Annotated in this window: 16 protein-coding genes and 1 tRNA gene; 13 read left to right on the forward strand and 4 right to left on the reverse strand. The window is 66.2% G+C overall.

Annotated elements, in window-relative coordinates; all coding sequences use genetic code 11:
* Positions 1–90: 90 nt before the first annotated feature.
* Together WKH79_RS12515 and WKH79_RS12520 are read left to right on the forward strand one after the other, a co-directional pair.
* Positions 91–441 carry an ArsC family reductase gene (locus WKH79_RS12515; RefSeq protein ID WP_341859069.1) on the forward strand — a complete coding sequence of 117 codons (351 nt, stop codon included), beginning with the start codon at positions 91–93 and terminating at the stop codon, positions 439–441.
* Positions 420–1,454, forward strand: a complete 1,035-nt coding sequence (locus tag WKH79_RS12520; RefSeq protein WP_341859070.1) for a glycerophosphodiester phosphodiesterase family protein — start codon at positions 420–422, stop codon at positions 1,452–1,454. The genes WKH79_RS12515 and WKH79_RS12520 overlap by 22 nt, the downstream gene beginning before the upstream one ends.
* Here the strand turns inward: WKH79_RS12520 and ubiG are convergent.
* On the reverse strand, positions 1,435–2,205 hold the full coding sequence (ubiG, locus tag WKH79_RS12525) for a bifunctional 2-polyprenyl-6-hydroxyphenol methylase/3-demethylubiquinol 3-O-methyltransferase UbiG (protein WP_341859071.1): 771 nt from the start codon (positions 2,203–2,205) through the stop codon (positions 1,435–1,437). The genes WKH79_RS12520 and ubiG overlap by 20 nt on opposite strands.
* Positions 2,206–2,258: 53 nt before the next feature.
* Here ubiG and WKH79_RS12530 point away from each other — a divergent pair, with 53 nt between their 5' ends.
* The gene (locus tag WKH79_RS12530) at positions 2,259–3,539 is read left to right on the forward strand and encodes an aspartate kinase (RefSeq protein WP_050601771.1); all 1,281 of its coding nucleotides are present in this window, start codon (positions 2,259–2,261) and stop codon (positions 3,537–3,539) included.
* On the forward strand, positions 3,536–4,696 hold the full coding sequence (gene purT / locus WKH79_RS12535) for a formate-dependent phosphoribosylglycinamide formyltransferase (protein ID WP_341859072.1): 1,161 nt from the start codon (positions 3,536–3,538) through the stop codon (positions 4,694–4,696). The genes WKH79_RS12530 and purT overlap by 4 nt, the downstream gene beginning before the upstream one ends.
* Before the next feature lie 6 nt (positions 4,697–4,702).
* Here purT and WKH79_RS12540 read toward each other — a convergent pair whose 3' ends face one another.
* Positions 4,703–5,239 carry a DUF2306 domain-containing protein gene (locus WKH79_RS12540; protein ID WP_341859073.1) on the reverse strand — a complete coding sequence of 179 codons (537 nt, stop codon included), beginning with the start codon at positions 5,237–5,239 and terminating at the stop codon, positions 4,703–4,705.
* A gap of 158 nt (positions 5,240–5,397) precedes the next feature.
* On the opposite strand from WKH79_RS12540, the gene WKH79_RS12545 reads away from it, so the two are divergent.
* The 4 genes from WKH79_RS12545 (at position 5,398) to purU (ending at position 8,521) form a co-directional block, all read left to right on the forward strand.
* Complete coding sequence (locus WKH79_RS12545) at positions 5,398–6,207, forward strand: LytTR family DNA-binding domain-containing protein (protein WP_341859074.1); 810 nt, start codon at positions 5,398–5,400, stop codon at positions 6,205–6,207.
* A 41-nt stretch (positions 6,208–6,248) separates the two neighbouring features.
* Positions 6,249–7,265 carry a nitronate monooxygenase gene (locus tag WKH79_RS12550; protein WP_341859075.1) on the forward strand — a complete coding sequence of 339 codons (1,017 nt, stop codon included), beginning with the start codon at positions 6,249–6,251 and terminating at the stop codon, positions 7,263–7,265.
* A 1-nt stretch (position 7,266) separates the two neighbouring features.
* Positions 7,267–7,593, forward strand: coding sequence for a hypothetical protein (locus tag WKH79_RS12555; protein ID WP_050601776.1), 327 nt, complete (start codon positions 7,267–7,269; stop codon positions 7,591–7,593).
* A gap of 73 nt (positions 7,594–7,666) precedes the next feature.
* Positions 7,667–8,521: a formyltetrahydrofolate deformylase gene (purU, locus tag WKH79_RS12560; protein ID WP_341859076.1), complete on the forward strand. Its 855-nt coding sequence runs from the start codon at positions 7,667–7,669 to the stop codon at positions 8,519–8,521.
* On the opposite strand, the gene WKH79_RS12565 is transcribed toward purU, so the two are convergent.
* Positions 8,522–10,693 carry a PQQ-dependent dehydrogenase, methanol/ethanol family gene (locus tag WKH79_RS12565; protein WP_341859077.1) on the reverse strand — a complete coding sequence of 724 codons (2,172 nt, stop codon included), beginning with the start codon at positions 10,691–10,693 and terminating at the stop codon, positions 8,522–8,524. It abuts the gene before it with no gap.
* Positions 10,694–10,819: 126 nt separating this feature from the next.
* On the opposite strand from WKH79_RS12565, the gene WKH79_RS12570 reads away from it, so the two are divergent.
* The 3 genes from WKH79_RS12570 to WKH79_RS12580 are packed head-to-tail and all read left to right on the forward strand — an operon-like array spanning position 10,820 to position 13,217.
* Positions 10,820–11,758: a dienelactone hydrolase family protein gene (locus WKH79_RS12570; protein WP_341859078.1), complete on the forward strand. Its 939-nt coding sequence runs from the start codon at positions 10,820–10,822 to the stop codon at positions 11,756–11,758.
* Entirely contained in the window at positions 11,752–12,759 is a 1,008-nt protein-coding gene (locus WKH79_RS12575) for an SPFH domain-containing protein (RefSeq protein ID WP_341859079.1), read from the forward strand. Before WKH79_RS12570 ends, WKH79_RS12575 begins: the two co-directional genes overlap by 7 nt.
* A gap of 8 nt (positions 12,760–12,767) precedes the next feature.
* Positions 12,768–13,217, forward strand: a complete 450-nt coding sequence (locus WKH79_RS12580; RefSeq protein WP_050601781.1) for an NfeD family protein — start codon at positions 12,768–12,770, stop codon at positions 13,215–13,217.
* 19 nt (positions 13,218–13,236) lie between these two features.
* Here the strand turns inward: WKH79_RS12580 and WKH79_RS12585 are convergent, their stop codons facing one another.
* Positions 13,237–14,187, reverse strand: coding sequence for a complex I NDUFA9 subunit family protein (locus WKH79_RS12585; RefSeq protein WP_341859080.1), 951 nt, complete (start codon positions 14,185–14,187; stop codon positions 13,237–13,239).
* Positions 14,188–14,359: 172 nt separating this feature from the next.
* Between WKH79_RS12585 and WKH79_RS12590 the strand changes: the two genes are divergently transcribed.
* Positions 14,360–14,446 (forward strand) — tRNA-Leu (locus WKH79_RS12590).
* 165 nt (positions 14,447–14,611) lie between these two features.
* Complete coding sequence (locus WKH79_RS12595; RefSeq protein ID WP_222828596.1) at positions 14,612–15,835, forward strand: integrase arm-type DNA-binding domain-containing protein; 1,224 nt, start codon at positions 14,612–14,614, stop codon at positions 15,833–15,835.
* Positions 15,836–15,857 lie beyond the last annotated feature (22 nt).

The raw sequence follows: 15,857 nt of genomic DNA on the forward strand, positions 1-15,857 counted from the left end.
CAGCGCCGCCGGGGTTCGCGCCCCGGCGGCCTGTTCAAGCGCTGCGCAAGCCGTTAGCGAGGCGCGTTCCAACCAGAAGCGGACAGATCAGTGACTGAGACTATCCTTTACGGCATTCCCAATTGCGACACGGTCAAGAAGGCGCGCAAATGGCTCGATGCGCAGGGCGTCGATTACGCGTTTCACGACTACAAGAAGCAGGGCACCGATCCGGCCAAGCTGGCCGCATGGATCGAGACGGCGGGGGTCGATACCGTGCTCAACCGCCGCGGGACCACCTGGCGCAAGCTGCCCGAGGCCGACAAGGCCGATGTCGATGCGGCAAAGGCCGTCAAATTGCTGCAAGACAATCCGTCCATGATCAAACGCCCGATCGTCGAAGACGGCGGGGCCCTGCTGGTCGGTTTCAAGGAAGACGAATGGTCCGCGCATTTCTCCTGATCCTCGCGGCACTCGGTGCCGTCCCCGCCGCCGCTGCGGCGGAAGGCGACTTTCTCGTCATCGCGCATCGCGGTGCCAGCGGCGAGCGGCCCGAGCATACGCTCGCGGCCTATGAGCGCGCGATCGACCAGGGCGCGGACTATATCGAGCCCGACCTTGTCGCGACGAAGGACATGCGGCTGGTGGCGCGGCACGAGACCGAGATCGGCGAGACGACCGATGTCGGCACGCACGAGGAATTTGCCGATCGCAAGCGGTCGAAGACGATCGAGGGGCGGCTGGTGACCGGCTGGTTCGCCGAGGATTTCACGCTCGCCGAATTGCGCAGCCTGCGCGTGAAGGAGCGGCTGCCCGGATTGCGCCCGGCCAATGCACGGTTCGACGGGCTCTACCAGATCCCGACCTTCGAAGAGATCGTGACGCTGGTGCGCGCGAAAGAGGCCGAAACCGGCCGCGCGATCGGCATCTACCCCGAACTCAAACACCCCACCTGGTTGTTGCAGGAAGAAGGCATCGACACGGTTGACCTGCTCGCCACTGCGCTGCGCAAAGCCGATCTCGACGACGCCGATGACCGCGTATTCGTGCAGGCGTTCGAAATCGGCCCGCTGCAGCGGCTGGACGCGCTGGTCGAAAGCCCGCTGGTGCTGCTGATCGCGGTCGAGGGCGGTCCCTATGACGAACCCGCGATCACCTGGGACGAATTGCTGACGCCCAGCGGTCTCGCCGATGTGGCCCGATATGCCGATGGTATCGGCCCCTATCTGGGCCGTGTCCTCGCTGCGGATGGAAGTCCGACTGCGCTGATCGCCGATGCGCATGCCGCGGGGCTGCAGGTCCACCCGTGGACGCTGCGCAAGGAGAACGCCTTCCTCCCGCTCGCGCTCCGCCGGGGCACTGCCGAAGGCGCGCAGGGCGATCTCGCCGCGCTGGTGGGAATGGTCGTGGCAGCAGGGGCCGATGGTGTCTTCACCGACGATCCCGCGCTGGTGCTCAGCGCGCTCGGGCGGTGACGATGTAGTTCAGCGACAGATCGCCGGACAGATGCAGCCCCTTGGCGGGCGAAAAGCCGATCCCGCGCGGTTCGCCCATGTCGAGGCCCGCTTGGTCGAGCAGCGCGTCCAGTTCTTCGGGCGTGATGAAATCGTCCCAGTGGTGCGTGCCCTTGGGGATCAGTCCGATGCCTTCCGCCGCACCGATCATCAGCAGGCGCGATTGCGGCGTGCGGTTGGGGGTCGACAGCACCATCAGCCCGCCGGGCGCCAGCCGGCCGGCCAGCGCTGCCACGAAGGCGGCTTTGTCGGCGACATGCTCGATCACTTCCATTGCGGTGACCAGGTCGAAGCTGCCGATATCCAGCGCGCCGACCTCGCCCGCGATATAGCGGATATCGAGCCCCGCGCCTTCGGCATGCACTGCCGCAGCCGCGGCGTTCTCGGGCGCGGCATCGACGCCGGTGACATCCGCGCCCAGCCGCGCCAACGGTTCGCACAGCAGCCCGGCACCGCAGCCGACATCCAGCGCGGTCTTGCCCGCGAGCGGTTGGCGCGCCTCGATGTCGCCTGCCCAGTGCAGGTCGATCGCCTCGCGCAGGAATTGCAGCCGCACGGGGTTGAGCCGGTGGAGCATGGCCGAGGAGCCCTTGGCGTCCCACCAGTCCTTGGCGAGCTTGCCGAAATGCGCGGCTTCGTCGGCGCGGATCGTTGCGCCCGAAATTGTGCCGGCCGAAGTATTGCTACGCGGCTGTGTGGTTGCATCGCTCATGCCCTCTGGCTAGCAGCCTAGCTCGACGCATTCCAGCACGGAGACCTCTACGCTTGGCCCGTATCGTGATGAAATTTGGCGGCACCTCGATGGCCGGGACCGAACGCATCCGGCGCGTGGCCAATATCGTGCGCAAGCAGCAGGCGCGCGGGCACGAGGTCGCGGTGGTGGTTTCGGCCATGGCGGGCGAGACCGACCGGCTGGTCAATTTCTGCCGCGAGGCCAATGCGCTCTACGACCCGGCGGAATACGATGTGGTGGTGGCCAGCGGCGAACAGGTGACCAGCGGGCTGCTGGCGCTGACGCTGCAGTCGCTCGGTTGCCAGGCGCGCAGCTGGCTCGGCTGGCAGATGCCGATCAACACGATCGAGGCGCATGCCAAGGCGCGGATCGACAGCATCGATGCGGACGCGCTGATCGCCAGCATGGAGCGCGGCGAGATCGCCGTGATCCCCGGCTTCCAGGGCCTCTCGGGCGAGGGCCGGCTGACCACGCTGGGCCGCGGCGGGTCGGATACGTCCGCCGTGGCGGTGGCTGCAGCCATCGGCGCGGATCGCTGCGACATCTATACCGATGTCGACGGTGTCTATACCACCGACCCGCGGATCGTCGCCAAGGCGCGCAAGCAGACCGCGGTGACCTATGAGGAAATGCTCGAACTCGCCAGCGTCGGGGCCAAGGTGCTCCAGACACGCTCGGTCGGGCTGGCGATGAAGGAGGGCGTGCGCGTGCAGGTCCTCTCCAGCTTCGTCGGCGACGACGCGGTTCCCGCAGACGAATACCCCGGCACGATGATCGTGTCGGAGGAAGAAATGAACGCACTGGTGGAGAAAGGCGATATGGAACGCCAGCACGTGACCGGCATCGCGCATGACAAGAACGAGGCCAAGGTGATCCTCACCCGCGTGCCCGACAAGCCCGGCGCGGTGGCCCACATCTTCGAACCGCTCGCTGCGGCGAGCATCAATGTCGACATGATCATCCAGAACGTCGGCCGCGACAAGGGCGAGACCGACGTGACCTTCACCGTGCCGCAGGCCGACCTCGCCCGCGCGCAGGCGCTGCTCGAGGACAAGCGCGACGACATCGGCTACAACCGCCTGATCACCGACAGCAAGGTCGCCAAGATCAGCGTCGTCGGCGTCGGCATGAAAAGCCATGCGGGTGTCGCCAGCACGATGTTCAAGGCGCTGGCCGACCGCGCGATCAACATCCAGGCGATCACCACCAGCGAGATCAAGGTCAGCGTGCTGATCGACGAGGACGAGACCGAACTCGCGGTCCGCGTGCTCCACACCGCCTATGGGCTGGACGCTGCCGACGAAGCGGCATGAGCCACACCGCCCGGATCCTCCTGCTCGGCTCGGGCGAACTGGGGCGCGAGTTCGCGATATCGGCCAAGCGGCTCGGCGCCTATGTCGTCGCCTGCGACGCCTATGACGATGCGCCCGCCATGCAGCTGGCCGATGCACGCGAAGTGTTCTCCATGCTCGATGGCGACAAGCTGCGCGAGGCGGCCGAGAAGCACCGCCCCGATTACATCGTCCCCGAGATCGAGGCGATCCGCACTTCGGTACTGGCCGAACTGGAGGAGGAAGGCTTCACCGTCGTGCCCTCGGCGCGCGCCGCGCAGCTGACGATGAACCGCGACGCGATCCGCGACCTTGCGGCCAACGATCTGGGCCTTGTCACCTCCCGATACCGCTACGCCAAGAATTTCGAGGAAGTGCAGGCGGCCGCGCAGCACACCGGGCTGCCCTGCGTGATCAAGCCGGTCATGTCGTCCTCGGGCAAGGGCCAGTCGACCGTGCGCGACGCGGCCGAGCTCGAAGCGGCTTGGGCCTATGCCTGCGCCAACATGCGCGGCGACCGCCAACGCGTGATTGTCGAGCAATTCGTCGATTTCGATTACGAGATCACGCTGCTGACCGTGCGCCACAAGGACGGCATCAGCTTCTGCCCGGCGATCGGCCACCGGCAGGAACGCGGCGATTACCAGGAAAGCTGGCAGCCCACGCCGATGACCGACGCGGCGATCGCCAGGGCGCAGGACATGGCGCGCACCGTGGTCGACGATCTGGGCGGCTACGGCCTGTTCGGGGTCGAGTTCTTCGTGAAGGGCGAGGACGTGATCTTTTCCGAGCTTTCCCCGCGCCCGCACGACACCGGCATGGTCACGCTGGTCAGCCAGAACCTCACCGAATTCGACCTCCATGCCCGAGCAGTGATGGGGCTGCCGGTTCCGCCCGTGCTGCGCGCACGCCCCGCCGCCAGCGCGGTGATCCTCGCCGAACGCGACAGCGCGGCGCTGGCTTATGACGGGCTGGCCGAGGCGATGGGCGAGGGGGCCGATATCCGCATCTTCGCCAAGCCCACTAGCCGTCCCTACCGCCGCATGGGCGTGGCGCTGGCCACCGCGGGCGATACCGACGAAGCGCGCCGCATCGCGCGCGAGGCGGCGCACAAGGTCCGCATCACCTACGGCGACTGATCAGCCTCAGCCCAGCAGCATCACGTTCATCAGCCGCCCGGGCAGCAGGAAGGCCGCGAGCCCGGGAAAGACCAGTCCGGTGACATAGGTGAAAACGAGCTGCCGCTTGTGTGCCGGGATGTTGCCACGCCGTGCGGTCGCCACCGAACGCCAGGCCGAGAAAATCGTCAGCGGGATGAAGACATGGATCGGGCCGTAGCCGCCGCCCGAAGTGATGAAGATCGCCGAAAAGGCGGTCACCAGCATCAGCGCGAGCCAGATCTTGCCCAGCAGCCGGTGCCGCGCATCGCCCTTGCGCGTCAGCAGGACATAGGCGCCCAGCGGGATCGCGGGGATAACTGCAACCACATGCACCGCGATGGCGGCATGGCGCAGATGTGGCAATTCGGGAGTGATGCCGGCAAGCGCGCGGCCGATCGCGATGACGCAGAGCAAGGTCATCACGGTCCCGATGGTGGCCACCAGCGCGCGGCTGGCCGGACCGATATCGAATGCGGACGGGCGGCGGGGGGCGGGCGGCGCGGACAGCGGAAGTGCGAACATTGTCTGGGTCTCCAGGCGGGTGGTTTCGTCCCCTTGGTGGCAGCGCGCCGCTGGCGGGCAAGCGGGCTTGCGCAAAGGGGCCGACCGCTTCGCGAAAGGACGCGAAATCGGGTGTTTGACCACTTTACGAAGCGCGAACGGGCACTAGTCTGCAGGATATGGAACAGGCCCGCCCCGCTGCAGCGCGCATCGCCCGCAAGCTGGTGATCGATCTGTCGGTCATGACCGCGGTCGGGCTGGTGCTGGCGATCATCGGCCCCTTCGGGACGGCCGCCGCGCCGCTGGCATGGCGGCTGGTGAGCTGGATCGGGCTCGCCTGGCTCGGCTATGCCTTCTACCGTCCGCTCGCCCCGCTGGTCGCCTGGCTGCACCCGCGGCTCGAGCTGCCCCGGGCCGGGCTGTGGAGCGGCTTGACCATGCTCGCCACGGTGCCGCTGACGGCAGCGATCTGGACGATCGAATTCCTTCCCGGGCCGGTTCCCGCGCCCACGCTCGAACAGGCGCTGCTGGCTTATCTCAATGTGCTGGCGATCGGGGCCAGGGTCACCGTCGTCTTCTACCTGCTCGAACGCGGCCGGCCGAAGGCGGCGGCGCACGACGCGATGGCCCGGTCCGTCGCCGCGAGCGACGTGCAAAATGCCCCGCAGGGCGAGCCGCATTCCGCATTCCTGCAGCGCCTGCCGGCCGAGCTGGGGTCCGACCTGATCGCGCTCGAGATGGAAGACCACTACGTTCGCGCGCATACCATGCTCGGCTCGGACCTCGTGCTGCTGCGGCTGCGCGATGCGATCGCGGAACTCGACGGGATCGAGGGCGCGCAGGTCCATCGCAGCTGGTGGGTGGCCCGCGATGCGGTCGAAGGCGTCGAGCGCGAAGGGCGCAAGCTGCGGCTGCTGTTGCCGCGGGGGATCGCGGCGCCGGTCGCGCGCAGCCGCGTGAGCGAACTGGGCGCCGCCGGCTGGTTCTAAGCATCTTGCCGTTGCCCCGCGCGCGCCGTAAGCGCCGCATCATGACGACCTATCCCAAGACCGCCCGCCTGATGCAGCGCGGCGCAGATTTCCTCGGCAGCGAAACCGCGATCCTGTGCGGCGCGATGAGCTGGGTGTCCGAACGCAATCTGGTGTCGGCGATTTCGAACGCCGGCGGCTTCGGCGTGATCGCCTGCGGGGCGATGACCCCCGAACTGCTCGACCGCGAGATCGCCGCAACCCGCGCGCTGACCGACAAGCCCTTCGGCGTGAACCTGATCACCATGCATCCCGACCTGTTCGAGCTTATCGCCGTGTGCGAGAAGCACGCCGTGGGCCATGTCGTGCTGGCGGGCGGCATCCCGCCCAAGGGCAGTGTCGAGGCGATCAAGGGCGGCAAGAACCCCGCCAAGGTCATCTGCTTCGCGCCCACGCTGGCGCTGGCCAAGAAGCTGCTGCGCTCGGGCGCCGATGCGCTGGTGATCGAGGGCATGGAAGCGGGCGGCCATATCGGCCCCGTATCGACCAGCGTACTGGCGCAGGAAATGCTGCCCGAGCTGGCCGAAGACCACCTTATCTTCGTTGCCGGCGGGATCGGCCGCGGGCAGGCGATCGCGGGCTATCTCGAAATGGGTGCGGCGGGCGTCCAGCTGGGCACGCGTTTCGCCTGCGCGCAGGAAAGCATCGCGCATCCCAATTTCAAGAAGGCCTTCTTCCGTGCCAGCGCCCGCGACGCGGTGGCCAGCGTCCAGGTCGATCCGCGCCTGCCGGTGATCCCGGTCCGCGCGCTGAAGAACAAGGGCAGCGAGGAATTCACTGCCAAGCAGCGCGAGGTTGCGGGGACGCTCGACCGCGAGGAAATCGCGATGAACGAGGCGCAATTGCAGATCGAGCATTACTGGGCCGGCGCGCTGCGCCGCGCAGTGATCGATGGCGATGTCGAAACCGGCAGCCTGATGGCGGGGCAATCGGTCGGCATGCTGAAGGAAGAAGAGCCGGTCGCGGTCATCATCGAGAAGCTGATGTCGCAAAGCGAAGAGGCGCTAACCCGCCGCTGACATGAAGCACCGACCGCTCGACCTGGACGTCGCGATCTATCGCGACCGGGTCCAGGTGATCAATCGCGCTACCAAGACCTTTGCCGACCAGCGTGCCTATCGCAGCTTTTCGAGCGATCAGTCCGTGGTCGCCGAACCGGCGCGTTTCGAAGACACGATCGTTCGCGCGATCCGCCAGATCGCGCACGGAGACAAGGCCCTCATGCTGTGCGATCCGGTTGCGCATGTGGTGGGCTGCGAAACCCCGCTCAACCACCTCGAGCGCGGTATCGTGCAGACCGCGCTGCACCAGTCGGGCATCAGGACCGTGGTCTTCGAGATCGACTGACCAAGCCTGCGTTGCGCGCGGCCAAGCGGGTTTGCGCTTGCGCGGCGGGGCGCTTGCGGCACATGGAAGGCCCATGGCCGATCCGCTAGTCCTGACCCTGTCCTGCGCCGACCGCCCCGGCATCACCGCGCGCGTCACCTCGTTCCTGTTCGAGCGCGGGGGCAATATCCTCGAAGCGCAGCAGTTCAACGACCGGCTGAGCGATGCCTTCTTCATGCGCGTCGAATTCGATCCCGGCAGCACCACGCGCGATACGATCCGCAGCGAATTCGCTGCGCTGGCCGGCGAATTCGCGATGGACTGGAAGCTGGCGCTGCGCGACCGGCCGCGGCGCGTGCTGATCATGGTCAGCAAGTTCGACCATTGCCTGGCCGACCTCCTCTATCGCTGGCGCATCGGTGAACTCGCGATGGAGCCGATGGCGATCGTGTCCAACCACCCGCGCGAAGCGATCGGCCACACCGACCTCGGCGATATCCCCTTCCACCACCTGCCGGTCACGCGCGACACGAAGGCGGTACAGGAAGCGCAGGTCCGCGCCATCGCGGCCGATGCCGATGCCGAGCTGGTGGTGCTGGCGCGCTACATGCAGATCCTCTCGGACGAGCAGGCGGCGCATTTCGCCGGGCGCTGCATCAACATCCACCACAGCTTCCTGCCCGGCTTCAAGGGCGCCAAGCCCTATCACCAGGCCTATGAGCGCGGGGTCAAGATGATCGGCGCCAGCGCGCATTACGTTACCGCCGACCTCGATGAAGGCCCGATCATCCATCAGGATGCCGAGAGCATCGGCCATGCGGACACGCCCGATGCGCTGGTGCGCAAGGGCCGCGATATCGAAAGCCGCGTGCTCGCCGAAGCGGTCCGCCTGCATCTCGAGGAGCGCGTCCTGCTCAACGGCCAGCGGACCGTCGTGTTCAGGGGCTGATCAGCGCCGCGTGATGCGCGTCTTGGCGCGCTCCGCCTCCATCGCCTTGTCCTCGTTGGCGCGCTTGATGACATATTGGCGGATCGCCTCGACCTCGTCCTCGGATAGCGAGGGGGCGAAGCTGGCCATGCCGTTTTCGCTCAGCGCGCCGCCATGGACGATCTGCAGCCATGCGGTCCGGTTTTCGAGCGCGCCCGAGCGGCGCAGGTCGGGCAGTTCGGTCGATCCGACCGCGCCCGGGGCATGGCACACCGCGCAATAGCGCGCGTATTTCGTCCGCCCCAGTTCGATCACCTCCGCGCTCGCTTTCGAAAGCGGCGGATCGAGCGGCGCGAGCGCGAAATCGGGTTCTTCGGGCAGGGCAGCGGTCCCGCCCAGCTTGAACACCAGCAAGCGGCTGATGTTGCGCACCGGGTGCATGTTGTCGATCAGCGCGCCATCGGCGGACAGCGCGAAGGCCCCGCCCCAGCCGGCCAGCACGGCGACATATTGTTCGCCATTCACCGCGTAGGTGATCGGCGGGGCGACCACGCCGGTCTGCGCGGCGAAGCTCCACAGCCGCTCGCCAGTGGCCGAATTGTAAGCGGCAAACTCGCTGCCCGAATTGCCCTGGAAGACCAGCCCGCCGCCGGTCGCCAGCAAGCCGCCGTTCCACGGCCCGGGATGCTCAACGCTCCAGCGCGCTTCCTGCGCCACCGGGTCCCACGCGACCAGCTTGCCCTTGATCGTGCCCTGCACTTCGCGGCGGATGCCCAGATCGGGCGGCAGATCGCCCGCGCCGAGATCGAAGCCGATGTTGAACCCGCGCGCGCGGTCGGGCTTCCAGTCTGCCTCGGGGGCATAGAGCATCGCGGCTTCGAATGCGGGGATGTACACTAGGTTCTCGCCCGGGTGGTACGCCATCGGGTGCCAGTTGTGCCCGCCCAGCGGACCCGGCATCACCAGCGCGGGCTGGCCGGTGATGTCGATCCGCGTTTCGGGATTCATCTGCGGGCGGCCATCCTCGCTCATCCCGGTCGACCAGTTGAGCGGAATATAGGGCTCGGCCGAAATGAACTCACCCGTCGCGCGGTCGAGCACGTAGAAATAGCCGTTCTTGGGCGCCTGCATCAGCACCTGCCGGCTGCGCCCGTCGATTTCCATGTCGGCCAGCACGATGTGCTGTGTGGCGGTGTAGTCCCAGGTCTCGCCCGGCGTGGTCTGGTAGTGCCAGACATATTCGCCCGTATCGGGGCGGATTGCGACGATGCTCGAAAGATAGAGATTGTCGCCTTCGCCGCGTCCGTCGGGGCCGGGGCTGCGATAGGCGCGGTTCCACGGGGATCCGTTGCCGACTCCGAAATAGAGCAGGTCGAGCTCGGGATCGTAGGCCATCGAATCCCACACCGTGCCGCCGCCGCCGATGCCGTTTTCGCTGCCGAGCGCATCGCCGCTCCAGGTCTCTGCCGCTGCCTTGAGGTAGTCGGGCGCGTCATCGCCCTCGTCGCCAGGCACAGTGTAGAAGCGCCACAGCTCCTCCCCGTCGTCGGCGCTGTAGGCGGCGATATAGCCGCGCACGCCGAACTCGGCGCCGCCATTGCCGATCAGCACCTTGCCATCGACCACGCGCGGCGCGCCGGTGATGGTGTAGCTCTTGTCCTGGTCGACCGTGACTGTCTCCCACGCCACCGCGCCGGTATCGCGGTCGAGCGCGACCAGCCGCCCGTCGAGCGTGCCGAAGAAGAGCTTGTCTCCCCAAGCCGCCAGCCCGCGATTGACCACGTCGCAGCACGCTTTCACTCCGGTTTCGCCGGGCACTTGCGGATCGTAGCTCCACAGCGGTTCGCCGGTCGCGGCGTCATAGGCGAAGACCTTGCTCCACGCGGTGGTGACATAGAGCTTGCCGTCCATCACCAACGGCGTGGCTTCCTGCCCGCGCGCAGTGTCCATGTCGGCGAACCAGGCGAGCCCGAGGTCACCCACGCTGTCGCGGTCGATCTGGGCCAGCGGCGAGAAGCGCTGTTCGGAATAGGTCCCGCCATGGGTGATCCAGTTGGCCGGGTCCTCGCCCGCATTGACCAGCCGGACGGTGTCGATCCCGCCTTCGGGTGTTTCGCCCGCTGCCATGCTGCAGCCCGCCAGTGCGCCTGCCAGGCCAAGCGCGGCCACTGCCGCCCAACCGATCCCTCGCATCTTTACTCTCCCCGGCGACATTTGCGTCGCTCTATGCAACCTATCCTGCCGTCGATGCGCGGGCTTGTCCATAAGGCTGCACCCTGCAAGGGTCGCCGCGGACGGGTTTGCGAGGAGAGACGAGCGATGTGCGTTGAACAGGATCTGGCGCGGTGGGCGCGCGGCAAGGTCTCGCGCCGGGCCTTCGGCGGCGGTGCGATGGCGGCGGGCGTGGCGGCCTGCGCGCCGGTCAACGCCGATGTCGATCGTCCGGCGGCGGGCGGGTTGACCGAGCGCATGGTGAGCTTTGCCGCACCCGGCGGGACGATGGACGGGTTCTTCGTGCATCCCGCGGACAGGGCCAGCCCGCTGGTGCTGCTCTGGCCCGACATTGCCGGGCTGCGCGAAGCGAAGCGGCAGATGGCGCGGCGGCTGGCGGGCGAAGGCTACGCCGTGTTCGTCGCCAATCCCTATTACCGCGATGTCGCAGGCGAGCAGTTCGCCGACTTTGCTGCCTTCGCAGCCGCCGACGGGTTCCAGACGGTCCGCCCGTGGCGCGCCAAGCTCGATGCCCCGGCGATCCAGGCGGATGCCCGCGCGGCGACGGCCTGGCTCGACACGCAAGACGGGGTCGACACCGCCCGCGGCATCGGCACACAGGGCTATTGCATGGGCGGCCCCTTCACCGTGTGGAGCACTGCGGCGGTCGAACGCATGCGCGCGGCGGGCAGTTTCCACGGCGGCGGGCTGGTGCGCGACGATGCGGACAGTCCGCACCGGATGCTGCGCGGTGATGCGCATTACCTGATCGCGATCGCGCAGAACGACGATGCCAAGGAACCCGAAGCCAAGACCGCGCTGCGCGAAGCGGCGGATGCTGCCGGTGCCGCTGCCGAGATCGAGGTCTATCCTGCCGATCACGGCTGGTGCGTGCCCGATTCTGCCCGCTTACGACCAGCCCGCTGCAGAGCGCGCCTGGGGACGCTTGCTGGCGACTTACGCAGAGGCGCTGTAACACGCTTTCGCTTGCCGCCACCCCCGCGGGCGCTACCATGCCTTGCAGCTAGAGGAGGCTTTACATGCTAGGCGGTACGCTCGTCCTGATTTTGCTGGTCCTGCTGGCCGTGCTGTTCCTCGTCATGGGCGTGCGCGTGGTCAAGCAGGGCTATGTCTACACCATCGAACGGCTGGGCAAGTACACGCTCGCCGCGAACCCCGGGCTGCACCTGATCATCCCGTTCATCGACCGGGTGGGGCACAAGATCAACATGATGGAACAGGTGCTCGACATCCCGGGCCAGGAAATCATCACCAAGGACAACGCCATGGTCGGCGTCGATGCGGTGGTCTTCTTCCAGGTGCTCGATGCGGGCAAGGCGGCCTATGAGGTCTCGGGTCTTCAGAACGCCATCCTCGCACTCACCACCACCAATCTGCGCACGGTCATGGGCTCGATGGATCTCGACGAGACGCTGTCCAAGCGCGACGAGATCAACGCCCGTCTGCTCAGCGTGGTCGATCACGCGACCTCGCCCTGGGGGATCAAGATCACCCGCGTCGAGATCAAGGACATCCGTCCGCCGCTCGACATCTCCGAAGCGATGGCGCGGCAGATGAAGGCCGAACGGCTGAAACGCGCCGAGATCCTCGAGGCGGAAGGCGACAAGACCAGTTCGATCCTGCGCGCCGAAGGGCGCAAGCAATCGGCCATCCTCCAGGCCGAGGGCCAGCGCGAGGCGCTCTTCCGCGATGCCGAGGCGCGCGAACGCGCCGCCGAAGCTGAGGCCAAGGCCACGCAGATGGTGTCCGATGCGATTGCCTCCTCGGGCAATCAGGCAATCAATTACTTCATCGCGCAGGAATACACCAAGGCAGTCGGCAAGTTCGCCGAAAGCCCCAATGCCAAGACGATCCTGTTCCCGGTCGAAGCGACGCAATTGATCGGCTCGCTCGGCGGGATCGGCGAATTGCTCAAGGGCACATTCGACGGTGTCGAAGGCACGGTGGATACGGGCACACCCGTGCCCGAGCCGAAGGACCGGGCCCCGGTTCGGCGGCCCAGCGTGCCGCGTTCGCGCGACAGCTAGGCGGGGCCGTGGACGGTATCGAAACCTACTGGATCTGGCTGATCATCGGGCTGGCGCTTGCCTCGCTCGAACTGGTCGTGCCGGGGGTCTATCTGATCTGGATGGCGATGGCAGCGCTGGCGGTGGCCGTGCTGGCCTTCGTCTCGGTCCCCCCGCTCGCGCTGCAGATCATCGCCTGGGTTTCGCTATCGCTGATTTTCGTCTTCTCCGCGCGCCGCTGGCTGCGCGAACGGCCGATCGTGTCCAGCGACCCGCTGCTCAACAATCGCGGCGGCCGGATGGTTGGCCAGACCGCGCTGGTAACGCAGGCGATCGAAAACGGGTCGGGGCGGGTCAAGGTCGGCGACAGCGAATGGATCGCGCGCGGCGCGGATGCCGCAGCGGGCGCCCGCGTGCGGATCATCGGCAATGACGGCAGCGAACTGCTGGTCGAACCGGTCGCGCTGATCGAAGGCTGACGCGCTGCGCAGCCGCGGTTCAGACCGCCGATTCGGCGTGGAAGCGGCCGTGCTTGCGATACCGCACCATCCACCGGTCGAGAAACAGGTCGAGCGGCTTGGGCTCGATACCCAGCCTGTCGAACCCGGGGAACGCGCCCGAGGCGACATTGCCCTGCTTGAGCAGCTTCCACTGGTCGCTACCCATCGGGGTTCCCGGTAGCGCCGCGAAGGTGGCCGACAGACCGTCGGGCATCGGCAGGAAGGTGCGCTTGCGCTTCTGCGCTGCCGCGATCGCTTCGTTGATCTCCATCATCGACAGCTCTTCCGGGCCGCCGAGTTCGTAGATCTTGCCGCCATGCTTGCCCGGATCCTCGAGCGCGCGCACCGCTGCCTCGGCGACATCGTCGACATAGACCAGCTGCAGTTTCGCATCGGGGCCGAACACCGGCAGCACGGGCAGGGTGGAAATCAGCCCCGCGAACATGTTGATGAAATTGTCGTCCTCGCCGAACAGGATGCTCGGGCGCAGGATCGTCGCCTTGGGGAAGGCCGCGAGCACGCGTTCCTCGCCCAGCCTCTTGGCGGCGGCGTATTCGATTTCGGTCTCGTCCTCGGGTTCGGCGGCGATCGCGCTGACATGGACGAAGGCCTGCGCGTCTGCGCGGGCGGCGGCTTCGGCCATCCAGCCAGGCGCTTCGCCCATCAGGCGGCGCAGATTGCCACTGAACGCGCCGACCAGGTTCACCACGGCATCCGCACCGGCAATGCACTGGTCGACCGATTGCCGGTCGCTGGCATCGCAGCGCGCGAACTGCATCTGGCCGAGATTGGCGAGCGGCTTGAGCTTGAACGCCTTTTCCGGATGGCGGGCGGCGATCCGCACGCGTGCTCCGCGTTCGAGCAGAGCCTGCGCCACGTAATTGCCGATGAAGCCGCTGCCACCCATCAGCACCACCAGCTTGCCGTTCAACGCGCCGCTTTTCGCCATGATATTCGCCTGATTCCTCGAAGGGAGAAGTGTCGCTCCGCCCCTAGCCTCAACCCCCGCCGCGCCGCAAGCGTTCCAGCATGTGCGAAAGGCGTTGACAGGTAAGCCCCTGCTTCGCTAGTGGCGCGCCCCTACCCATGGCCGTGCTTCGAAGACCGGCCATCGATAGTGTGCCCAGATGGCGGAATTGGTAGACGCACCGTCTTCAGGTGGCGGCGCTCGCAAGGGCGTGGAGGTTCGAGTCCTCTTCTGGGCACCATTTGTTCTTCTCACGTTCTCCCAAATAATCTATAAAACCCGCAGAAATCCTAGGGATTTGGCCCTTGGATCGTTCCGGATCGTCCCGCCTGTTCTCGGGGGTTCCAGACACTTTTGTGGGCCTTTTGAGGCCGTTTCGCAAAGGCCCAGATGAAAAGGCCCCCACATGCCGCTGACAGATACTCGCCTCCGCGCTCTCAAGCCCAAGGACAAACCGTACAAGGTAACCGATGAGCGCGGCCTATATGTCGAGGTCACGCCGACCGGCAGCAAGCTTTGGCGATTCCGATACCGGATCGGTGGTGCGCAAAAGAAGCTCTGCATCGGCAGCTATCCTGACATCAGCCTCAAGCAAGCCCGAGACGCAGCCTACGAGGCACGACGAGCTGTTGCTTCTGGGGGCGACCCGGCCTTTGAGAAGCGGAAGCGGAAAATCCGCGCCGAGTTCCTTTCTGCACAGACGTTCGAGGCAGTCGCGCGTGAATATATCGAGCAGATGATGGTCCAGAATGGCCGCGCCGATGGCACGATCGTCAAGGCCAATTATTTCCTCGACAAGCTTGCGCCTGCCATCGGTAACCGACCCATCCACGAGATCGAGCCGTTCGAAGTCCTGGCTCCTCTGAAACGACTGGAAGCCACTGGTAAGCACGAGACTGCGAAGAAATGCCGCTCGTTCGCAGGCCGCGTGTTTCGTTACGGTGTCGCTACCACCCGCTGCAAATCCGATCCGACCAGTATGCTGAAGGGCGCTCTCGTAACGCCGAGAGCCACGCATTATGCAGCAATCCTCGAGCCCACCGAGCTAGGCGGGCTGCTGCGCGCAATCGACGACTTCACTGGCTACATGGTGACCAAGTTTGCTTTGCAGATCGCGCCGCATGTGTTCGTACGTCCCGGCGAACTCCGCCACGCCGAATGGCATGAGATCGACCTGGTCGATGGGGTCTGGAAGATCCCTGCCGGTAAAATGAAAGCGCGCCGAGCGCATGCCGTCCCGCTGTCCAAGCAAGTTAGAGGTTATCTCACAGACCTGGCCGAGATGCTCGGCCGCGAAGGATATGTCTTCCCGTCTGCGCGCAGCTCCAAGCGTCCCATGAGTGAAAACACGCTCAATGCCGCATTTCGTCGCATGGGATATTCGAAGGAAGAAGTCACCGCGCATGGACTCCGGGCGACAGCATCGACATTCCTGAACGAGTCGGGCCTTTGGAATCCCGATGCGATCGAGCGTGCCCTGGCACATGGCGACAGCAATGTTGTGCGTGGCATCTACCATCGCGGCAAACATTGGGAAGAGCGCGTGCGCATGGCTCAATGGTGGAGCGACTACCTCGATGAGCTCCGGACAGGAGGAAAGGTCATCATGGGAAAGTTTGCGAATGGTTGATCGGAAGAACGAATTTCTTCTC

The organism is Qipengyuania sp. GPGPB31 (assembly GCF_038396345.1).
Classification (GTDB): Bacteria; Pseudomonadota; Alphaproteobacteria; order Sphingomonadales; family Sphingomonadaceae; genus Qipengyuania; species Qipengyuania citrea.